Here is a 15,511-nt window from a genome sequence, read left to right as displayed (position 1 = left end):
ATGCCCACCCTCATCCTCGTCCGGCACGGACGCTCCACCGCCAACACCGAGGGACTGCTCGCCGGCTGGACGCCCGGCGTGGCCCTCGACGAGCGCGGCGCCGCACAGGCGGCCGCACTGCCCGGGCGGCTCTCCGAGCTGCCCATCGCCGAGGTCGTCACCAGCCCGCTGCAGCGCTGCCAGGAGACCGTCCGGCCACTGCTCGACGCCCGCCCCGAGCTGCGCGCGCACACCGACGACCGGATCGGGGAGTGCGACTACGGCGACTGGTCCGGGCGCAAGCTCGCCGACCTCAAGGACGAGCCGCTGATGGAGGTGGTGCAGGCCCACCCCACGGCGGCCCGGTTCCCGGGCGGTGAGTCGATGCGGACGATGCAGCACCGCGCGGCGGAGGCGGTACGGGAGTGGAACGCGCGCGTGGAGCGCGACCACGGCGCCGACGCCGTGTACCTCATGTGCTCCCACGGGGACATCATCAAGGCTCTCGTCGCCGACGCACTCGGACTTCATCTCGACCTCTTCCAGCGGATCTCCGTAGAACCGTGTTCCATCACCGCCATCCGTTACACCCGTCTCAGGCCGTTCCTCGTGCGCCTCGGGGACACCGGCGACCTCGCCTCCCTGGTGCCGCGCGCGGAGCCGCCCGGCGGGGACGCACCGGTAGGAGGCGGTGCGGGCGCACCGTGATCGTCGGCCGCAGTAGGGTGAAGCGGTCGCAGTAACGCCGTACTTTTCCGCAGCCGAGCGTCCGCACGGCGGCCGGTCGGTTCTGCAGCCGATGTCGACCCCACGATCAATGGAGACAGGACGTGTCCCGTCAGGTGTTCCTCTACGACCCCCCGGACCGCTTCGTGGCCGGTACGGTCGGACTGCCCGGGCGCCGTACCTTTTTCCTCCAGGCCACCGCCGGCCAGCGGGTGACCAGCGTGGCCCTGGAGAAGACGCAGGTCGCAGCGCTCGCCGAGCGCATGGACGAGCTGCTCGACGAGGTGGTTCGCCGCAGCGGCGGCAGTGCCGCCGTGCCGGCCGTGGCACCCGCCGAGATCTCCGACACCGCCCCCCTGGAGACCCCCGTCGAGGAGGAGTTCCGGGTCGGCACCATGGCCCTCGCCTGGGACGGCGAGGAACAGCGCATGATCGTCGAGGCGCAGGCGCTGGTGGAACTCGACGCCGACACCGAGGAGGACCTCGCCGAGGCCGAGGAGCGGCTCCTGCAGGACGAGGAGAACGGGCCCCCGATGCTGCGGGTCCGGCTCACCGGCGCACAGGCCCGCGCCTTCGCCAAACGCGCCCTCGACGTCGTCAACGCCGGCCGGCCGCCCTGCCCGCTGTGCAGTCTGCCGCTCGACCCGGAAGGACACGTATGTCCGCGCCAGAACGGATACCGCCGCGGGGCATGACCTCCGAGGAGCTGCTCACCACCGGTGAGCTGGCCGTGCGCGGACGCATCCGTGAGGCCTCCAACGCGGCGCTGTACTGCACGATCACCCTCGACGGCCAGGAGGCCACCTGCGTCTACAAGCCCGTCGCGGGGGAGCGGCCCCTGTGGGACTTCCCCGACGGGACCCTCGCCCAGCGCGAGGTCGCCGCGTACGCCGTCTCCGAGGCGACCGGCTGGGGCCTGATCCCGACCACCGTGCTGCGCGACGGCCCGTACGGCGAGGGCATGTGCCAGCTGTGGATCGAGGCACGGCCGGACGCCGAGCTGCTCGCCCTGGTCGACGCCGAGGAACCCGGGCCCGGCTGGAAGGCGATCGGTTTCGCCGAGGTCGGCGACGGGAGGACGGCGCTGCTGGTCCATGCCGACGACGAGCGGCTGCGGCGGCTCGCCGTGCTCGACGCCGTGATCAACAACGCCGACCGCAAGGGCGGCCACCTGCTGCCGACCGGCGAAGGCCGGCTCTACGGCATCGACCACGGCGTCACCTTCAACGTCGAGAACAAGCTGCGCACGCTCCTGTGGGGCTGGGCCGGCGAACCGCTCCCCGCGGAGGCCGTGGAGGTCCTCCAGCGGCTCCGCGGGGAGCTGAAGGCGGGCGGGGCCCTGGCCGAGCGGCTGGGCGCGCTGATCACCGACGCCGAGATCGACGCCACCCGCGCGCGGGTGGACGTGCTGCTCGCCACGGGCGTGCATCCCGAGCCGAGCGGGGAGTGGCCGGCCATTCCGTGGCCCCCGGTGTGACGGCGCGGGCCGTCGGTGCGGCGACCACACCCCGGGCGATCGCACAAGGGTGCCTTACCGGCCATCCGGCCTGGTCCGGTTCGTATACGGAACTCCAGTCCGGTTAGGCTCATGTCATGCATGCCTGGCCCGCTTCCGAGGTCCCCGCCCTGCCTGGCAAGGGCCGCGACCTGAGGATCCACGACACAGCGACCGGTGGGCGCGTCACCCTCGCTCCCGGTCCCGTCGCCCGTATCTACGTCTGCGGCATCACCCCGTACGACGCGACCCACATCGGTCACGCGGCGACCTACAACGCGTTCGACCTCGTGCAGCGCGTGTGGCTCGACACCAAGCGGCAGGTCCACTACGTCCAGAACGTCACCGACGTCGACGATCCCCTCCTGCAGCGGGCGGACCGCGACGGCATCGACTGGGTCGCCCTCGCCGAGCGGGAGACCGCGCTGTTCCGCGAGGACATGACCGCCCTGCGGATGCTGCCCCCGCGGCACTACATCGGCGCCGTCGAGGCGATACCCGGCATCGTGCCGCTCGTGGAGCGGCTGCGCGACCTGGGCGCGGCCTACGAACTCGACGGCGACATCTACTTCTCCGTCGAGTCCGACCCCCACTTCGGCGGGGTGTCGCACCTGGACGCCGCCGCGATGCGGCTGCTGTCCGCCGAACGGGGCGGCGACCCGGACCGCCCCGGCAAGAAGAACCCCGTCGACCCGATGCTGTGGACGGCGGCCCGCGAGGGCGAGCCGAGCTGGGACGGCGGTTCGCTCGGCCGCGGCCGGCCCGGCTGGCACATCGAGTGCGTCGCCATCGCCCTCGACCACCTCGGGATGGGCTTCGACGTCCAGGGCGGCGGCTCCGACCTCGCCTTCCCGCACCACGAGATGGGCGCCTCGCACGCCCAGGTGCTGACCGGCGAGTTCCCCATGGCCCAGGCGTACGTGCACGCCGGCATGGTCGCCCTCGACGGCGAGAAGATGTCCAAGTCCAAGGGCAACCTGGTCTTCGTCTCCCGGCTGCGCCGCGAGGGCGTCGACCCGGCCGCCATCAGGCTCGCCCTGCTCGCCCACCACTACCGGGCGGACTGGGAGTGGACCGACCAGGTGCTCCGGGACGCCGTGGCCCGGCTCGACCGCTGGCGCTCCGCCGTCTCCCGGCCCGACGGACCGGACGCCGACGCGCTGGTCGAGGAGATCCGCGAGGCACTCGCCGACGACCTGGACGCCCCGGCCGCGCTCGCCGCGGTGGACCGCTGGGCGGACCGCCAGCAGGAGCGGGGCGGTACGGACACGGGCGCTCCCGGCGTCGTGACCCGTGCGGTGGACGCGCTGCTGGGCGTGGCGCTCTAGCGCTCCTCCCACCCAACGCCTGTGGGCCGCTGCCTCCTTGCGGAGGGAGCGGCCCACAGGGTTGCGATCACTCCTCGGACGAGTCCTCGTCGTCGTTGCCCGGCTTCGGCGGCCGGGCCCGGCCGCCCGGGTTGTCCCGCAGGTACGGCGGGCTGTCCCCGCCGTCCGCCGTGGCGTGTCCGCCCGGCGGGGTGCCGCCGTCCCGGCGCCGCAGGTACCGCTCGAACTCGCGGGCGATCGCCTCGCCCGACGCCTCCGGCAGCTCCGCGGTGTCCCGGGCCTCCTCCAGCGTCTGCACGTACTCCGCGACCTCGCTGTCCTCGGCGGCCAGCTGGTCCACCCCCACCTGCCAGGCGCGCGCGTCCTCGGGCAGCTCGCCCAGCGGGATGCGGACGTCGATCAGGTCCTCCAGGCGGTTGAGCAGGGCCAGCGTCGCCTTCGGGTTCGGCGGCTGCGACACGTAGTGCGGTACGGCCGCCCACAGCGACACGGCCGGCACGCCCGCGTGCGTGCACGCCTCCTGGAGGACGCCGACGATGCCCGTCGGGCCCTCGTACTTGGTCTCCTCCAGGTCCATCCGCTGGGCCAGGTCCGGGTCGGACGTGGTCCCGCTGATCGGTACCGGACGGGTGTGCGGGGTGTCGCCCAGCAGAGCGCCGAGGATCACCACCAGCTCCACGCCCAGCTCGTGCGCGAAGCCGAGCAGCTCGTTGCAGAACGAACGCCAGCGCATCGACGGTTCGATGCCGCGGACCAGCACCAGGTCTCGCGGCTTCTCGCCCCCGACCCGGACCACCGACAGGCGGGTGGTCGGCCAGGTGATCTTGCGGACGCCGTCGTCCATCCACACCGTGGGCCGGTTCACCTGGAAGTCGTAGTAGTCCTCGGCGTCGAGCGCCGCGAACACCTCGCCCTTCCACTCCCTCTCGAGATGCGCGACCGCGGTGGAGGCGGCGTCGCCGGCATCGTTCCAGCCCTCGAACGCGGCCACCATGACCGGGTCGATCAGCTCGGGAACCCCCTCGAGCTCGATCACCCAGTGCCTCCTTCCGACGTGCCCTCGCTTGACGTCCCAACCTTACGGCGTGCGGCGGGGGCGCCCGCAGCCCCCTTGCACGGGGGAGTGAACGGATCACTGCCCCGTTCGCCACCCCGGGACACCCCGCGATTCGTCCGAGCTGTCCCGCGTTCGCACACCCTTGCTCACGGCGAACCGCGCAGCCACCGCTCCACGCCCGCGATGTGCGCCGTGGCCCAGGAGCGGGCCCCCTCCGCGTCCCGGTCGCGCAGGGCGGCGAGGATCGCCCGGTGCTCGTGCAGGGTGCGGCCGACCGCGTCCCGCTGGGTCGGCCGGCGCCGGATCCGGGCCCGGGTGGTCGGCCCGGACAGCCCGTCGAGCAGTGAACACAGCACCGAGTTGCCCGACGCCCGCACGACGATCCGGTGGAACTCCAGGTCGCGGACGACGAGCTCCTCGACCGGGGGCGGGCCGCGCGCCCGGCGCGTCCAACTGGGCCGCGAGGGCGTCCAGTTCTTCGGCCCCGATGTGCTCGGCCGCCATCGCGGTGGCGGCCGGCTCCAGCATGCGGTGCACCGCCGGGAACTTCAGCGCGGTGTCGTCGCGGTGGAGGTCCATCACGAAGCCCAGCGCCGGCAGCGGCAGTTGCGGGTGCGTACGTCCAGAATGCTGATCAGCGACAACGCGCGTACGGCGCTCCCGCAGGGAGTTGCGGGACAGGCCCGGGCCGACGGCGAGTTCGCTCTCCTCGGGCGGGCCCACCAGGAGGGACGGGCGGGCAGCGGAAGGGGGCGGCTCCGTCGGCGTGGAGCCGCCCCCTTCCGCCGTACCGGCGCTACTTCTTGTCGAGCAGGTCCTGGACCCTGGCGCGGATGTCGTCCGTGGCCAGGCCGCGGATCGTCAGGGTCGTACGGCGGCGCAGCACGTCGTCCGCGGTCTCGGCCCACTCGTGGTCGCGGGCCCAGACGACCTGGGCCCAGATCTCCGGGGCGCCGGGGTGGACGCGCCGGCCGAGCTCGGGGTTCTCGTTGGCGATCCGGGCGATGTCGAAGGCGAGCGAACCGTAGTGCGTGGCCAGGTGCCTGGCGGTGTCCGCCGCCATGCGCGGGCCGGGCGCCGGGCCGTCGATCAGCAGCCGATGGGCCACCGCGCGCGGGTTGGCGACGCCCGGCAGCGGCAGCTTCTTCGGGAGCGCGGAGATCGGCTCGAAGTCCTCGCCGAGCGGGTGACCCGGCAGCGACTCCAGCTTCTTCATGACCGTGCGGCCGATGTGGCGGAAGGTCGTCCACTTGCCGCCCGCGACGGACAGCATCCCGGCCCGGCCCTCGGTGACGACCGTCTCGCGCTTGGCCTTGGCGGTGTCGCCGGGGCCGCCCGGCAGCACGCGCAGACCCGCGAAGGCGTACGTGATCAGGTCCCGGTGGAGCTGCTGGTCGCGGATGGAGAACGCGGCCTCGTCGAGGATCTGGGCTATGTCCCGGTCGTTGACCGCCACGTCGGCCGGGTCGCCCTCGTAGGCCTCGTCGGTCGTGCCGAGCAGCAGCATGTCCTCCCAGGGGAGGGCGAAGGTGATGCGGTACTTGTCGATCGGGGTGGCCAGCGCGGCCTTCCAGGGGGAGGTGCGCTTCAGGACCAGATGCGCGCCCTTCGACAGGCGGATGGACGGGGCGGCATTCGGATCCTCCATACGGCGCAGGTGGTCGACCCACGGGCCGGTCGCGTTCAGGACGAGGCGGGCGTTGACGCCGAACTCGGCGCCGGACAGCACGTCCTTCAGCTCGGCGCCCGTGACCCGGCCCTGGGTGAAGCGCAGGCCGGTGACCTGGGCGTGGTTCATGACGACCGCACCCGACTCGACGGCCGCGCGGACCGTCATCAGCGCCATTCGGGCGTCGTTCATCTGGTCGTCGCCGTAGACGGCCACGGCCTTGAGGTTCTCGGTGCGCAGCTCGGGCACGTCCGCCTGAGCCTTGGCGGGGGAGAGCAGGTGGCCGACGCCGTCGCCGAAGGCGGACAGCATCGAGTAGGCGAAGACGCCCGCGCCGAGCTTCGCGGCGCCGTGCGGGCCCCCCTTGTACACGGGGAGGTAGAAGGTGAGCGGGTTCGCCAGGTGGGGGGCCACCTGGCGGGAGACCGCACGGCGTTCGAAGTGGTTCTCCGCCACCAGCTTCACCGCACCGGTCTGCAGGTAGCGCAGACCGCCGTGGAGCAGCTTGGAGGAGGCGGAGGAGGTGGCGCCGGCGAAGTCGCCGGCATCGACCAGCGCCACCCTGAGGCCGGACTGCGCGGCGTGCCAGGCGGTGGAGATGCCCAGGATGCCGCCGCCGATCACGAGAAGGTCGTACGACGCCTTGGAGAGCTGCTCCCGGGTCTCGGCGCGGCTCGGGTTCGAGCCGGAGGCCGGGTGCGTGCCCAGGGCAGGCACGGTCTGCAGGGTGGACTGGCTGGTCATGTCGGGTTCTTACTCCTCGTCAGCCGACTGTGCGTCAGCTCTTCGTCGGATCAGCTGTCGTCGTCGTCGAGCCAGCCCATGGTCCGCTCGACGGCCTTGAGCCAGTTCTTGTACTCACGGTCGCGGACGGCCGCGTCCATGCGGGGGGTCCACTCGGCGGCCCGCCGCCAGTTGGCGCGCAGGTCGTCGGTGCTGTTCCAGAAGCCGACGGCGAGACCGGCGGCGTAGGCGGCGCCGAGGCAGGTGGTCTCGGCGACCAGCGGGCGCACCACGGGCGCGTCCAGGACGTCCGAGAGGGTCTGCATCAGCAGGTTGTTGGCGGTCATGCCGCCGTCGACCTTCAGGGCGGTGAGCTCGACACCGGAGTCCTTGGTCATGGCGTCGGCGATCTCCCGCGTCTGCCAGGCGGTGGCCTCCAGCACGGCGCGGGCCATGTGCGCCTTGGTGACGTACCGGGTCAGACCGGCGATCACACCGCGGGCGTCGGAACGCCAGTACGGGGCGAACAGGCCCGAGAAGGCCGGTACGAAGTAGGCGCCGCCGTTGTCCTCGACCGTGAGCGCGAGGGTTTCGATCTCGGCGGCGGTGGAGATCAGGCCCATCTGGTCGCGCATCCACTGCACCAGCGCACCGGTGATGGCGATCGAGCCCTCCAGGGCGTAGACCGGCGCCTGCCCGCCGATCTGGTAGCCGACGGTGGTCAGCAGCCCGCTGTAGGAGTTGATGATCTTGTCGCCGGTGTTCATCACCATGAACGTGCCGGTGCCGTACGTCGACTTGGTCTCGCCCTCGGAGAAGCAGGTCTGGCCGAACAGGGCCGCCTGCTGGTCGCCCAGCGCCGAGGCGACCGGGATCCCGCCGAGCAGGTCGCCCAGCTTGCCCCCGGTGATCTCGCCGTAGACCTCGGAGGAGGAGCGGATCTCGGGCAGCATCGCCAGCGGGACACCGATGGACTCGGCGATCTTCTCGTCCCACTGCATCGTGTGCAGGTTCATGAGGAGGGTGCGCGAGGCGTTGGTGACGTCGGTGACGTGGTGGCCGCCGTTGACACCGCCGGTCAGGTTCCAGATGACCCAGGTGTCCATGGTGCCGAAGAGGATGTCGCCCGCCTCGGCGCGCTCCTTCAGGCCCTCGACGTTGTCGAGCAGCCAGCGGGCCTTGGGGCCGGCGAAGTAGGAGGCGAGGGGGAGGCCCGTCTCGCGGCGGAAGCGGTCCTGGCCGACGTTGCGGCCGAGCTCGCGGCAGAGGGCGTCGGTGCGGGTGTCCTGCCAGACGATGGCGTTGTGGACGGGCTCACCGGTGTTCTTGTCCCACAGCACGGTGGTCTCGCGCTGGTTGGTGATGCCGATGGCCTTGATGTCGTCGCGGGTGATCCCGGCCTTCTCGATGGCTCCGGCGACGACCTCCTGGACGTTGGTCCAGATCTCGATCGCGTTGTGCTCGACCCAGCCCGGCTTGGGGAAGATCTGCTCGTGCTCCTTCTGGTCGACGGAGACGATCCGGCCGTCCCGGTCGAAGACGATGCAGCGGCTGGAGGTGGTGCCTTGGTCGATGGCGGCGATGAAGGGGCCGGCGGTGTGGGCGTCGGTCACTGTGTGCTCCTGGAGGTCCGTGTGGTCTGGGGCTGGTTACGGCGTGATGCGTGCGGCTGCGAGAGCGGACGTACCCGCTTCTCAGGCAAAAGCGACGTTGTAGAGGCCTGCAGCGGCTGCCGCGCCGATCAGCGGGCCGACCACCGGGATCCAGGCGTAGCCCCAGTCGGAACCGCCCTTGTTGGGCAGGGGCAGAAGGGCGTGCACGATGCGCGGACCGAGGTCACGGGCCGGGTTGATGGCGTAGCCGGTCGGACCGCCGAGGGAGAGGCCGATGCCGACCACCACGAGGGCGACCATCAGACCGCCGACAGCGCCGAGGCCGTTGCCCTCATTGTTCAGACCCTGCGTGACAACGGCGAGGACCAGCACGAACGTGCCGATGATCTCCGTGGCGAGGTTCATCGCCGCGTTGCGGATCTCCGGTCCGGTGGAGAAGACGCCGAGCACCGGGCCGGCGCCCTTCTCCCGCGCTTCGACCGCCTTGGCCTGCGCGTCGGCGGCGGCACCCACGATCTCTCTGTCGGTGAGGTGTGCGTGGAACTGGCCGTAGTAGGCGAGCCAGACCAGGGCCGCACCGATCATGGCGCCCAGCAGCTGCCCGGCCCAGTAGACGCCGACGTCGCCCCAGTCACCGCTGGTGATCGCGATGCCGAGCGTGACGGCCGGGTTGAGGTGGGCGCCGGACAGCGGCGCCGAGATGTAGACGGCGGTGAGTACCGCGAAACCCCACCCGAAGGTGATCGCGACCCAGCCGGCGTTACGGGCTTTGGAGGCCTTGAGAACCACGGCGGCGACAACGCCTCCGCCGAGGAGGATGAGTATGGCGGTACCGATGGTCTCGCCGATGAAGATGTCGGAGCTGGACACCCGCGACTCCTTTGTCCTTCGTCCAGGGGATGAACCCCGCGTCCCTTCCGGGGTCCGTCGGCCTCTGGCGTCGTCACACTCTAACGCGTATTGCCGGTAGGTGTTCGACAATGCCGACCGATGGACGGGAGTCTTGCCCCGGCGTTACGCGCAGTCAAGAGGTCTCTTGTCGAAAGAGCGATGGTGGTTGGTTGTGTTGAGTTATGGACCTATCGACCGTGTAGGCCGCGTTATGTCTTTTATGCCCGTTTCAGGGTAGGCCGAGAACCGGGATGCCGTACGGCGTCCCGGTGTCTCGTGCGGATATGACTCCTGTGCTGGTCAGCGCCCCTGTGGGCGGTCAGAACCGTCCGGCGCCCAGATCGCGGGACACGGCGCGGGCGCAGTCCCGGACCGCCGCGATCAGCTCGGGCCGCAGCTCCCCGTCCCGGTAGAGCCGCTCCACCGCCCCGGTGACGCCGACCGCGCCGACCGGCATGCGCCGCCGGTCGTGGATGGGCGCGGCGATGGAGGCGACGCCCTCCCAGGTCTCCTCGACGTCCGCGGCGTACCCCCGCGCGCGCGTGAGGTCCAGGACGTGCTCGAAGGCGGTCAGGTCGCACACCGTGCGGTCCGTGAACGCCTTGCGGTCGGACTCCGCGGCCTCGCTGTGCGCGACCGGGTCGTAGGCCGACAGGACCTTGCCCAGGGCCGTGGAGTGCAGCGGCTGCATCGCGCCGATCTCCAGCACCTGCCGGCTGTCGTCGGGCCGGAAGACGTGGTGCACGATCAGCACGCCCTGCTGGTGCAGCACGCCCAGGTAGACGCTCTCGCCGCTGGACCGGGCCAGGTCGTCCGTCCAGACCAGGGCACGCGCGCGCAGCTCGTGCACGTCGAGGTAGGTCGTGCCCAGGCGCAGCAGCTCGGCGCCCAGCTGGTAGCGCCCCGAGGCCTCGTCCTGCTCGACGAACCCCTCCTGCTGGAGGGTGCGCAGGATGCCGTGGGCGGTGCCCTTGGCCAGGCCCAGTGACGAGGCGATGTCCGACAGGCCCAGCCGCCGCTCACCCCCCGCGAGCAGACGCAGCATCGCGGCCGCCCGTTCGAGCGACTGGATGTTCCGTGCCATCGCCGTCCTGCCTCCGTCTCCTTCGACCGTCGAGCTGCGACGTCGCTGCCGCCGTACGGCAATGTCCAGTGTTCGGCAATGCCGAACACTACCGGTCCATGCCGACCTCTCGCCAATGGGCCGTCGGCAGTTGTCGTGTCCCGCGTCCCCGGACGCGCCCCCCGGGCCTCACCCGGCCGCCGTCCCGGTCCGTCTCGTGGACGCCCCTGACCATAGGCCGCCGGTCCCGGCTACCCTGGCCGCGTGCGCCCTTCCGGGACGTTCCGCGGGAGCGTCCGGGGCAAGCGCAAAGCCGACAGCCGTCGCATCCCAGGGAGCCCCTTACATGGCCTCGTCGCCGCAGTCCCCCTCCACCGACAGCCGGACCCGTGCGTCCGCCCTCCGTGCAGCGCTCGCCACCCGTGTGGTCGTCGCCGACGGAGCGATGGGCACCATGCTCCAGGCGCAGGACCCCACGCTCGAGGACTTCGAGAACCTCGAGGGCTGCAACGAGGTACTGAACGTCACCCGCCCGGACATCGTCCGCTCCGTGCACGCCGCGTACTTCGACGCGGGCGTGGACTGCGTGGAGACGAACACCTTCGGCGCCAACCTCTCCGCCCTCGGCGAGTACGACATCGCCCACCGGATCGGCGAGCTGTCCGAGGCCGGCGCCCGCATCGCGCGCGAGACGGCCGACGACTACGCGCGGCGCACCGGGCAGCAGCGCTGGGTGCTGGGCTCGATGGGCCCCGGCACCAAGCTGCCCACCCTCGGCCACACCACCTTCGCCGCGATCCGTGACGCCTACCAGCAGAACGCGGAGGGCCTGCTCGCCGGCGGCGCCGACGCCCTGCTCGTGGAGACCACGCAGGACCTGCTCCAGACCAAGGCCTCGGTCGTCGCCGCCCGCCGGGCGATGGAGACGGCCGGGTACGACGTACCGCTGATCGTCTCGGTGACCGTCGAGACCACCGGCACCATGCTTCTCGGCTCCGAGATCGGCGCCGCGCTGACCGCGCTGGAGCCGCTCGGCATCGACATGATCGGCCTGAACTGCGCGACCGGCCCGGCCGAGATGAGCGAGCACCTGCGCTTCCTGACCCGCCACTCCCGCGTCCCGCTGTCGTGCATGCCGAACGCCGGTCTGCCCGTGCTGACCGCGGCCGGCGCCCACTACCCGCTGACCGCTCCGGAGCTGGCCGACGCGCAGGAGAACTTCGTCCGCGACTACGGGCTCTCCCTGGTCGGCGGCTGCTGCGGTACGACGCCGGAGCACCTGCGCCAGGTCGTCGAGCGGGTCCGCGACCTCGCCCCGGCCGAGCGCGACCCGCGCCCGGAGCCGGGCGCCGCCTCCCTGTACCAGTCGGTGCCGTTCCGCCAGGACACCTCGTACCTGGCCATCGGCGAGCGCACCAACGCCAACGGATCGAAGAAGTTCCGCGAGGCCATGCTGGCCGGCCGCTGGGACGACTGCGTCGAGATGGCCCGTGAGCAGATCCGCGAGGGCGCGCACCTGCTCGACCTGTGCGTGGACTACGTCGGCCGGGACGGCGTCGCCGACATGGAGGAACTGGCCGGCCGCTTCGCCACCGCCTCCACGCTGCCGATCGTGCTGGACTCCACCGAGGTCGACGTGATCCGCGCCGGGCTGGAGAAGCTCGGCGGCCGCGCGGTGATCAACTCGGTCAACTACGAGGACGGCGACGGACCCGGGTCCCGCTTCGCCAAGGTCACCAGGCTGGCGCAGGAGCACGGCGCCGCGCTGATCGCGCTGACGATCGACGAGGAGGGCCAGGCCCGCACGGCGGAGAAGAAGGTCGAGATCGCCGAACGGATCATCGACGACCTGACCGGCAACTGGGGCATCCGCGAGGAGGACATCCTCATCGACTGCCTCACCTTCACGATCTGCACCGGCCAGGAGGAGTCCCGCCGGGACGGCATCGCCACCATCGAGGCGATCCGCGAGCTCAAGCGCCGTCACCCGGCCGTGCAGACCACGCTGGGCCTGTCGAACATCTCCTTCGGCCTCAACCCGGCCGCCCGCATCCTGCTCAACTCCGTCTTCCTCGACGAGTGCGTCAAGGCGGGCCTGGACTCGGCGATCGTGCACGCGTCCAAGATCCTGCCGATCGCCCGCTTCGACGAGGAGCAGGTGAACACCGCCCTCGACCTGATCCACGACCGCCGCAGCGAGGGCTACGACCCGCTGCAGAAGCTGATGGCGCTGTTCGAGGGCGCCACGGCCAAGTCGCTGAAGGCCGGCAAGGCCGAGGAGCTCGCCGCGCTGCCGCTGGAGGAGCGTCTGCAGCGGCGCATCATCGACGGCGAGCGCAACGGCCTGGAGCAGGACCTCGACGAGGCCCTCCAGGACCGTCCCGCCCTGGACATCGTCAACGACACCCTCCTGGAGGGCATGAAGGTCGTCGGCGAGCTGTTCGGTTCGGGCCAGATGCAGCTGCCGTTCGTGCTCCAGTCCGCCGAGGTGATGAAGGCCGCGGTGGCCTACCTCGAGCCGCACATGGAGAAGACGGACGACGAGGGCAAGGGCACGATCGTGCTGGCCACCGTGCGCGGCGACGTGCACGACATCGGCAAGAACCTCGTCGACATCATCCTGTCCAACAACGGCTACAACGTCGTCAACCTGGGCATCAAGCAGCCGGTCTCCGCGATCCTGGAAGCCGCCGAGGAGCACCGGGCCGACGTCATCGGCATGTCCGGCCTGCTGGTGAAGTCCACGGTGATCATGAAGGAGAACCTGGAGGAGCTCAACGCCCGGGGCCTGGCCGCCGGCTACCCGGTCATCCTCGGCGGCGCCGCGCTCACCAGGGCGTACGTCGAGCAGGACCTGCACGAGATCTACGAGGGCGAGGTCCGCTACGCCCGCGACGCCTTCGAGGGCCTGCGCCTGATGGACGCGCTGATCGGCGTCAAGCGGGGCGTGCCGGGGGCGAAGCTGCCGGAGCTGAGGCAGCGCCGGGTGCGGGCGGCCGCCGTCGAGGTGGAGGAGCGCCCGGAGGAGGGGCACGTCCGCTCCGACGTGGCCACCGACAACCCGATCCCCGAGCCGCCGTTCTGGGGCACCCGGGTCGTCAAGGGCATCCAGCTCAAGGAGTACGCGTCCTGGCTGGACGAGGGCGCGCTGTTCAAGGGCCAGTGGGGTCTGAAGCAGGCCCGCACCGGTGAGGGCCCCTCGTACGAGGAACTGGTCGAGACCGAGGGCAGGCCGCGGCTGCGCGGACTGCTGGACCGGCTCCAGACGGAGAACCTGCTGGAGGCGGCCGTGGTCTACGGCTACTTCCCGTGCGTCTCCAAGGACGACGACCTGATCATCCTCGACGAGGCGGGCAACGAGCGCACCCGCTTCACCTTCCCCCGCCAGCGCCGCGGTCGTCGGCTGTGCCTCGCGGACTTCTTCCGCCCGGAGGAGTCCGGGGAGACGGACGTCGTCGGTCTCCAGGTCGTCACCGTCGGCTCGCGGATCGGCGAGGAGACCGCCCGGCTGTTCGCGTCCGACTCCTACCGCGACTACCTGGAACTGCACGGTCTGTCCGTGCAGTTGGCCGAGGCGCTCGCCGAGTACTGGCACGCGCGCGTGCGCGGCGAACTCGGCTTCGCCGGGGAGGACCCGGGCGACATCGAGGACATGTTCGCGCTGAAGTACCGCGGCGCCCGCTTCTCGCTCGGCTACGGAGCCTGCCCCGACCTTGCGGACCGGGCCAAGATCGCCGACCTCCTGGAGCCGGAGCGGATCGGCGTGCGGCTGTCCGAGGAGTTCCAGCTGCACCCCGAGCAGTCCACCGACGCCATCGTCATCCACCACCCGGAGGCGAAGTACTTCAACGCACGGTGACGTCCGTCGCGACTCACCGTGATCTGTCTCACCGCACGCTGATCGGAATAGTCGTACACTGGTCGGTCCACTGAAGGCCGGTTCCCGACCCGGGAACCGGCCTGCTCGTCCCTCCAGGAGGTACGCCGGATGACGACGACGGTTCCCGCAATCGGCACCCGTACGGCCGAAGGCTCCGCCCTGCAGGCCGTGCTCCTCGACATGGACGGCACCCTGGTGGACACCGAGGGGTTCTGGTGGGACGTGGAGTGCGAGGTCTTCGCCGGCCTCGGCCACACCCTCGACGACGCGTGGCGCCATGTCGTGGTGGGCGGCCCGATGAGCCGCAGCGCGGGATTCCTGATCGAGGCCACCGGTGCCGACATCACCCTCGCCGAGCTGACCGTGCTGCTCAACCAGGGGTTCGAGGACCGGATCGACCGGACGCTGCCGATGATGCCGGGAGCCGCCCGGCTGCTGGCCGAGCTCGCCACGCACGAGATCCCGACGGCGCTGGTCTCGGCCTCCCACCGGCGCATCATCGACCGCGTCCTCGGCACCCTCGGGCCGCAGCACTTCGCCCTGACCGTGGCCGGCGACGAGGTCGCCCGGACCAAGCCGCACCCGGACCCCTACCTGTTCGCCGCCGCCGGACTCGGCGCGGATCCGGCCAGATGCGCGGTCGTCGAGGACACCGCCACCGGCGTGGCCGCGGCCGAGGCGGCGGGCTGCCACGTGGTGGCCGTCCCCTCGGTGGCCCCGATCGCCCCGGCCGCCCGGCGCACCGTGGTGCGCTCGCTCGAAGAGGTCGACCTGGCATTTCTGCGCAGTCTGCTGAACTGATGACACAAATGCGCGAGGCGTTCACCCACCGTGCGGCGGCGGGCGGACAACAATTCAATCGGGGAAGAATTCGCATCGTGCGGGTGGCCGAATTCCGGTACGCCCACACCTAGTTACCTGTGTGACGTTCCCCACGCCGGAAGGGGTCGACAGCGTGGCGCAGTTGTGCTGATCGACCCCATGACGGGGCGCTGGCCCCGCCTTTGTGTCCCGATTCATGGGACGCTGCACGAATCCTTCCCCTGTCGGGTTTTCGGTGCGTCCGCGCCCGGTTTCGCAGCGTGAT

At 71.2% G+C, this 15,511-nt stretch carries 11 protein-coding genes and 1 pseudogene; 6 read left to right on the top strand and 6 right to left on the bottom strand.

Translation table 11 applies throughout. The annotated features are described in order from the left end of the window. The 4 genes from IPT68_RS07405 to mshC all read left to right on the top strand — a co-directional run bounded on the left by IPT68_RS07405 (nucleotide 1) and on the right by mshC (nucleotide 3,528). Nucleotides 1-687 carry a histidine phosphatase family protein gene (locus tag IPT68_RS07405; protein WP_189699460.1) on the top strand — a complete coding sequence of 229 codons (687 nt, stop codon included), beginning with the start codon at nucleotides 1-3 and terminating at the stop codon, nucleotides 685-687. A 122-nt stretch (nucleotides 688-809) separates the two neighbouring features. Next, nucleotides 810-1,400: a DUF3090 domain-containing protein gene (locus tag IPT68_RS07400; RefSeq protein ID WP_189699459.1), complete on the top strand. Its 591-nt coding sequence runs from the start codon at nucleotides 810-812 to the stop codon at nucleotides 1,398-1,400. Next, nucleotides 1,364-2,182, top strand: a complete 819-nt coding sequence (locus IPT68_RS07395; RefSeq protein WP_189699458.1) for an SCO1664 family protein — start codon at nucleotides 1,364-1,366, stop codon at nucleotides 2,180-2,182. Before IPT68_RS07400 ends, IPT68_RS07395 begins: the two co-directional genes overlap by 37 nt. A 116-nt stretch (nucleotides 2,183-2,298) precedes the next feature. Further along, nucleotides 2,299-3,528, top strand: coding sequence for a cysteine--1-D-myo-inosityl 2-amino-2-deoxy-alpha-D-glucopyranoside ligase (gene mshC / locus IPT68_RS07390; RefSeq protein ID WP_189699457.1), 1,230 nt, complete (start codon nucleotides 2,299-2,301; stop codon nucleotides 3,526-3,528). A gap of 67 nt (nucleotides 3,529-3,595) precedes the next feature. On the opposite strand, the gene IPT68_RS07385 is transcribed toward mshC, so the two are convergent. The 6 genes and pseudogenes from IPT68_RS07385 to IPT68_RS07360 all read right to left on the bottom strand — a co-directional run bounded on the left by IPT68_RS07385 (nucleotide 3,596) and on the right by IPT68_RS07360 (nucleotide 10,565). Continuing rightward, complete coding sequence (locus tag IPT68_RS07385) at nucleotides 3,596-4,564, bottom strand: PAC2 family protein (protein ID WP_189699456.1); 969 nt, start codon at nucleotides 4,562-4,564, stop codon at nucleotides 3,596-3,598. Between the two features lie 167 nt (nucleotides 4,565-4,731). Beyond that, nucleotides 4,732-5,311, bottom strand: a pseudogene (locus IPT68_RS07380) (FadR/GntR family transcriptional regulator). 70 nt (nucleotides 5,312-5,381) lie between these two features. Continuing rightward, nucleotides 5,382-6,998 carry a glycerol-3-phosphate dehydrogenase/oxidase gene (locus tag IPT68_RS07375; RefSeq protein WP_189699455.1) on the bottom strand — a complete coding sequence of 539 codons (1,617 nt, stop codon included), beginning with the start codon at nucleotides 6,996-6,998 and terminating at the stop codon, nucleotides 5,382-5,384. 50 nt (nucleotides 6,999-7,048) lie between these two features. After that, entirely contained in the window at nucleotides 7,049-8,590 is a 1,542-nt protein-coding gene (glpK, locus tag IPT68_RS07370) for a glycerol kinase GlpK (RefSeq protein WP_189699454.1), read from the bottom strand. An 81-nt stretch (nucleotides 8,591-8,671) separates the two neighbouring features. Beyond that, nucleotides 8,672-9,460 carry an MIP/aquaporin family protein gene (locus IPT68_RS07365; RefSeq protein ID WP_189699453.1) on the bottom strand — a complete coding sequence of 263 codons (789 nt, stop codon included), beginning with the start codon at nucleotides 9,458-9,460 and terminating at the stop codon, nucleotides 8,672-8,674. Between the two features lie 340 nt (nucleotides 9,461-9,800). Further along, on the bottom strand, nucleotides 9,801-10,565 hold the full coding sequence (locus tag IPT68_RS07360) for an IclR family transcriptional regulator (RefSeq protein ID WP_189699452.1): 765 nt from the start codon (nucleotides 10,563-10,565) through the stop codon (nucleotides 9,801-9,803). A gap of 325 nt (nucleotides 10,566-10,890) precedes the next feature. Between IPT68_RS07360 and metH the strand changes: the two genes are divergently transcribed. Both metH and IPT68_RS07350 read left to right on the top strand, forming a co-directional pair. Next, entirely contained in the window at nucleotides 10,891-14,403 is a 3,513-nt protein-coding gene (gene metH / locus IPT68_RS07355; RefSeq protein WP_189699451.1) for a methionine synthase, read from the top strand. A 129-nt stretch (nucleotides 14,404-14,532) separates the two neighbouring features. Further along, nucleotides 14,533-15,225 carry an HAD family hydrolase gene (locus IPT68_RS07350; RefSeq protein WP_189699450.1) on the top strand — a complete coding sequence of 231 codons (693 nt, stop codon included), beginning with the start codon at nucleotides 14,533-14,535 and terminating at the stop codon, nucleotides 15,223-15,225. The last annotated feature ends 286 nt before the right edge of the window (nucleotides 15,226-15,511 follow it).

This window comes from Streptomyces chromofuscus (assembly GCF_015160875.1).
Classification (GTDB): Bacteria; Actinomycetota; Actinomycetes; order Streptomycetales; family Streptomycetaceae; genus Streptomyces; species Streptomyces chromofuscus.
The sequence above is the reverse complement of the archived record's forward strand: the minus strand, read 5'-3'. Positions and strand labels throughout refer to the sequence as shown.

Bases quoted from the DNA above. Each gene is read 5' to 3' on its own strand.
- IPT68_RS07405 (WP_189699460.1), top strand. From the start codon at position 1: ATGCCCACCCTCATCCTCGTCCGGCACGGACGCTCCACCGCCAACACC.
- IPT68_RS07395 (WP_189699458.1), top strand. From the start codon at position 1,364: ATGTCCGCGCCAGAACGGATACCGCCGCGGGGCATGACCTCCGAGGAG.
- mshC (WP_189699457.1), top strand. From the start codon at position 2,299: ATGCATGCCTGGCCCGCTTCCGAGGTCCCCGCCCTGCCTGGCAAGGGC.
- IPT68_RS07375 (WP_189699455.1), bottom strand. From the start codon at position 6,998: ATGACCAGCCAGTCCACCCTGCAGACCGTGCCTGCCCTGGGCACGCAC.
- IPT68_RS07360 (WP_189699452.1), bottom strand. From the start codon at position 10,565: ATGGCACGGAACATCCAGTCGCTCGAACGGGCGGCCGCGATGCTGCGT.
- metH (WP_189699451.1), top strand. From the start codon at position 10,891: ATGGCCTCGTCGCCGCAGTCCCCCTCCACCGACAGCCGGACCCGTGCG.
- IPT68_RS07350 (WP_189699450.1), top strand. From the start codon at position 14,533: ATGACGACGACGGTTCCCGCAATCGGCACCCGTACGGCCGAAGGCTCC.